At 33.8% G+C, this 5,081-nt stretch carries 4 protein-coding genes; all 4 read right to left on the reverse strand.

Annotated features, from left to right (window positions below):
• A partial coding sequence (locus HMPREF1140_RS04790; protein ID WP_035619924.1) for a transposase occupies nt 1-479 on the reverse strand: 479 nt, incomplete at its 3' end.
• A 91-nt stretch (nt 480-570) separates the two neighbouring features.
• Nucleotides 571-1,806, reverse strand: a complete 1,236-nt coding sequence (locus HMPREF1140_RS04795) for an OmpA family protein (protein ID WP_009662773.1) — start codon at nt 1,804-1,806, stop codon at nt 571-573.
• A gap of 765 nt (nt 1,807-2,571) precedes the next feature.
• Complete coding sequence (locus HMPREF1140_RS04800) at nt 2,572-3,477, reverse strand: Rpn family recombination-promoting nuclease/putative transposase (RefSeq protein WP_009662774.1); 906 nt, start codon at nt 3,475-3,477, stop codon at nt 2,572-2,574.
• Nucleotides 3,478-3,991: 514 nt separating this feature from the next.
• A complete protein-coding gene (locus HMPREF1140_RS04805) occupies nt 3,992-4,921 on the reverse strand; it encodes an Rpn family recombination-promoting nuclease/putative transposase (protein WP_009662772.1) in 930 nt (309 codons plus the stop codon).
• Between the last annotated feature and the right edge of the window lie 160 nt (nt 4,922-5,081).

Below are 5,081 nucleotides of genomic sequence, written 5' to 3' on the forward strand. Positions count from 1 at the left end.
TTCCATACCCAGGTATACTTGTTTGCGTTTGCTTCAAACTTGGAGCCATCGATGTAGATATGTTGCAAATCCACATGCTCCTCGTTAAAGATAGCACGATTGATGTCGTTAAAAATGTTTTCAACCTTATCTTGAAGTATTTCATTGATGAAATATCCAAAGGTTCTGTATGACGGAGTCCGGTGATCCATGAGATACATGAACCTGATATTAACTTTGCAGTTGTCTTCCAGTTCTCTCAGAGAGCAGTAACCGCTAGTCATAAATCCGAAAAGTACTGTTTTTAACATGTTGACCGGATTATATCTGAATCGTCCGGTTGTGTACTCCGGAATATCCGTCAGATACTTGTTTAAATCGATTCCGCCTATCAATCTGTCAAATGTTAAAACAGGATCCAGCAGATCCAAACAATCTGAAAGAAACAGTGGTAAATATCCTTGTTTTGAATTACAATAATTAGTGTGTAAATTTTTCATTGCAAGTTAATTTTACCACAAAAATAGGACCTTTCGCATGATCGAATGGTCCTATTTCTTTTAGGTACTTATTTCACAGCCCCCTGAAGTTTTATAATACCGGAATAATAATTTCTACACGTCGATTCAACTGCTTTCCTTCAGCTGTCTCATTTGTCGCTACCGGTCTGCTTTCTCCGTATCCGTTTGTAGTAATATTTGCTGTTACACCCACAGACTGTAAATAACTCTTTACAGAGTTTGCACGATTCTCAGACAAAGTTTGATTATGTGCATCATCTGCATCGGAGTCGGTATGTCCGTCTATTTCAAAATCGGTTATATTTGCCTCTGTCAAAATCTTTGCAAGATCGTTTAAAGTTTCTTTAGCCTCAGGTCTTATATCATGTTTATCAACATCAAATAATACACCTGAATCTAAAGTAATCATTATACTGTTCGCCTCTATTGCCGGAACTGCCGGAACTGATCTGAGTAATGGTAATTTATATGAGTAAACTAAAGGCTTTACATCAACTTCCTTCTCTTCACCCTTATAAGTAATAACAGCTTTACCTTTTCCGTCATTTTCTATCTCAAGTCCTTTTCCTCTATCTGCATAACTTCCTGAACCGTCCTTTCTTAACTCTATTGTAATATTTCCTTCCGTATATATTGCTTCTTCCTCATCTACAGTTATATTTACACTGTTCTGACTGTTTGTGTACATACCTGTACCATCAACCTCGACTATAAGGCTCATTCCGTAGCGGTTATCTGTATATGTTCCGGAGCCGTCAGCATTGACCTGAAGGGTAATTCCTTTATTTATATCTGAATACTGCCCTGAACCGTCAGTTTCTCTTTGTATTGTAATACCTTTCTCAGCATCGGAAAACTGTCCTGAACCGTCACCATCAGTTTGAACAGTCACGTTTTCACCACTATACTGTCCTGAACCGTTTTCGCCCAATTGAGCTGTACTTGCACCTCTGATAACTTGATCGTTTTCTACCTTTACAGGTGTTACTGTAATACCCTTAGCCGAAGCCAGAGCCTTTGTTGCATCAAGCTTTATCTTTGCATTATCATCTTCCTCTACACCAAGAGATGGCAAAACCACAACCGGTATTTCCGGAATCTCACCAAGCGCATATCCCGGAACTTTCAAATCTTCTTCATTTACTTTACTCTCAGCCTTTGTGGTCTCTGCAGTAGTTTCCCCATTTGATGTTTCAACCGCAACACTGCTACTCTCCTTATTGTCCGCTTTATCACCGCCCTTACCGCAACCTGCAACTAAAATACTCATAGCTAAAATACTTGCGTATATTATTGATTTTTTCACAAACAATCCTCCATAACAATTGAATTTTTAGTTTTAAACTTTAAAGATATTCAGATTTTCTCAACAATGCAATTGTACAATGTTTCATTTGCAAAATGAACTTACAATTTTTATAGTATATCTTAATAATTTGATAATAACTCGAGATTTTAAAAATAAAAATGAGTTGAAAATCAACCCATCAAAGTATTTATTCATATATTTATATAAATTTAATTCATTTCAGCCCCTGTATGTTTGTAAAAGAATCTATTATTTCTCGGCAACGGCATCAAAAAGTGCTTCTTCCTCGACAACTTTCTTTCCGTCACGCAACAATACATTTACTTTCAGAAGTATTAAATATAGCCGGGTATAATGCCCTTAATATTAAATACCCGGCTATGTGTGGAAAATAGTCGGTGCACCGACATGTCATGATGTTTAGAACTTTATAGAATTTTTAGAATACACAGATTAGAAAGTTTACTTTCTATAAGAAAATAGATATCAAACCAAACATCATGTAAAAAGTTTGATGATTCCATTATACTAACTATTACCCTATTGGCAATACCTGATACCACGTTCCGTTGTATTTGAATTAATTTTAGCGTATTAAATATTTTTTTCTTATAAAACTGTGCATATAGACGATTTTCTTATGGTCATATTGCCATAAAAAACGCATCAATTTTTTATAACTCATCATACAAATTTAATATTTTAATACCTATTATAAAAACCGCATACCGAGTCGGTATCGCGATTTTTTGATCAATATATTTACTTTTCGTAATCCCTTAAAAGATTGTACTTTTTTAAAAGCTCATTTCGATATTTCTTATCCGTATTGGCTTTTATTATCTTGTCCAGATCACCTTCCTTAGCCAATATTGTATTTAACCTGCTTATTATATCGGCACCTTCTTCTCTGCCTTTTTCCCTGCCTTTTTCTATCCCTTTTTCTATTCCTCTTGCCTCAACTATATCCAATACTTCGCACATATTCACAACCTCCTTCGTGTTTGCTTCATCTATAATCTCTTCAAACCTTTTATCTCCTGTCATTGCAGACATAAGCATTAGCAATTCTTCTACATGTGCTATTGATTTCTTATCTGCAACATAATTCTTATTTACCCGCATTTGATACAAATAATCTGCAAGTATCCAAAAGTCACTTTTAAAAGAATCTATTATTTCTCTGTCCAGATATGCTATCTCAAACAAATTGATCTTATAGTCATTTACATATGGTTTTAATTTCTCATCAACATCTATTATTCCAAGCAGATTTTTGGGGTACAACCATTTCTGTTCAAAACCCAGATATAATACTAAAGAAATTACCGGATATTTTTTCTTATCAATATTTTCAGTTCTTGACTGTTTACCATATTCTGTGCCGTCATAGCTTATAACTCTAAGTGGCATTAATTTATTGGGTGTTGTCTGATTCTCAAGCCCAAATAATGCTATATTTATCTGACTGTCTTTCCAATATTTTGCAACATCTCTGTCTTGAATTCTCACTCTTTTATCTATCTTTAATACACTATCTGTAACGGAATCAAAAAGTGTTTCTTCCGCTACCACTTTCTTACCACCAAACAATAATACATTTACTATATCCGAAAAAACATCATTGTGTCTTTCAAGCATCTTTTGGGTTATATCTTTTTCTTGCATATCTGCTCCTTTATTATATCAGAGAATTATTTTTGATTCCATTGTCTTTAGAAGTTTTCAGATTTGATTTCAGATGATTTCAGAAGTATCAAATATAGCCGGGTATAATGCCCTTAATATTAAATACCCGGCTATGTGTGGAAAATAGTCGGTGCACCGACATGTCATGATGTTTAGAACTTTATAGAATTTTTAGAATACACAGATTAGAAAGTTTACTTTCTATAAGAAAATAGATATCAAACCAAACATCATGTAAAAAGTTTGATGATTCCATTATACTAACTATTACCCTATTGGCAATACCTGATACCACGTTCCGTTGTATTTGAATTAATTTTAGCGTATTCAACAAATTTATCTCGTAAAACTGTGCATATAGACGATTTTATTATGGTTATATTGCCATATAAAAAGCATTAAATTTTTATAACTCATCATACAAATTTAATATTTTAATACCCATTATAAAAACCGCGTACCGAGTCGGTATCGCGGTTTTTGATTAATATATTTACTTTACGTAATCCCTTAAAAGATTGTACTTTTTCAAAAGCTCATTGCGATATTTCTTATCTGTATTGGCTTTTATTATCTTGTCCAGATCACCTTCCTTAGCAAGTATCGTATTTAACCTGCTTATTAAATCAGCACCTTCTTCTCTGCCTTTTTCTATACCTTCTTCTCTGCCCTTTTCTATTCCCTTTTCTATTCCTTTTTCTATTCCTCTGGCCTCAACTATATCCAATACTTCACACATATTCACAACCTCCTTTGTATTTGCTTCATCTATGATTTCTTCAAACCTTTTATCGCCTGTCATTGCAAACATCAGCATTAGTAATTCCTCTATATGTGCTATTGATTTCTTATCTGCAACATAATTCCTGTTTACTCTCATTTGATACAAATAATCTGCAAGTATCCAAAAGTCACTTTTAAAAGAATCTATTATTTCTCTATCCAAGTATGCTATCTCAAACAAATTGATTTTATAGTCATTTACATACGGTTTCAGTCCTTCATCTATATCTAAAGCTCCAAATAGATTCTTAGGGTATATCCATTTTTTATCATAACCAAGATATAATACTAAGGTGATTACAGGATATTTATTTTCACCATCATATTCTTTTCTGACCTGCCTTGTATACTCCAATCCGTCATATCCCATTACTCTAAGCGGCATAAATTTATCCGGATTTGTCTGATTCTCAATCCCAAATAATGCTATATTTATTTGACTGTCTTTCCAGTATTTTGCAACATCCCTGTCTTGAAATCGTACTCTTCCCTCTATCTTTAATATGCTGTCAGTAGTTGCATCAAAAAGTGATTCTTCCTCCACCACTTTCTTCCCGCCAAATAATAATACATTTACTATATCCGAAAAAACATCATTGTGTCTTTCAAGCATCTTTTGAGTTATATCTTTTTCTTGCATATCTGCTCCTTTATTATATCAGAGAATTATTTTTGATTCCATTGTCTTTAGAAGTTTTCAGATTTGATTTCAGAAGTATTAAATATAGCCGGGTATAATGCCCTAATATTAAATACCCGGCTATGTGTGGAAAATAGTCGGTGCACCGACATGTCATGAT

Origin of the sequence: Lachnoanaerobaculum sp. ICM7, from assembly GCF_000287675.1 — a bacterium.
Taxonomy (GTDB): Bacteria; Bacillota; Clostridia; order Lachnospirales; family Lachnospiraceae; genus Lachnoanaerobaculum.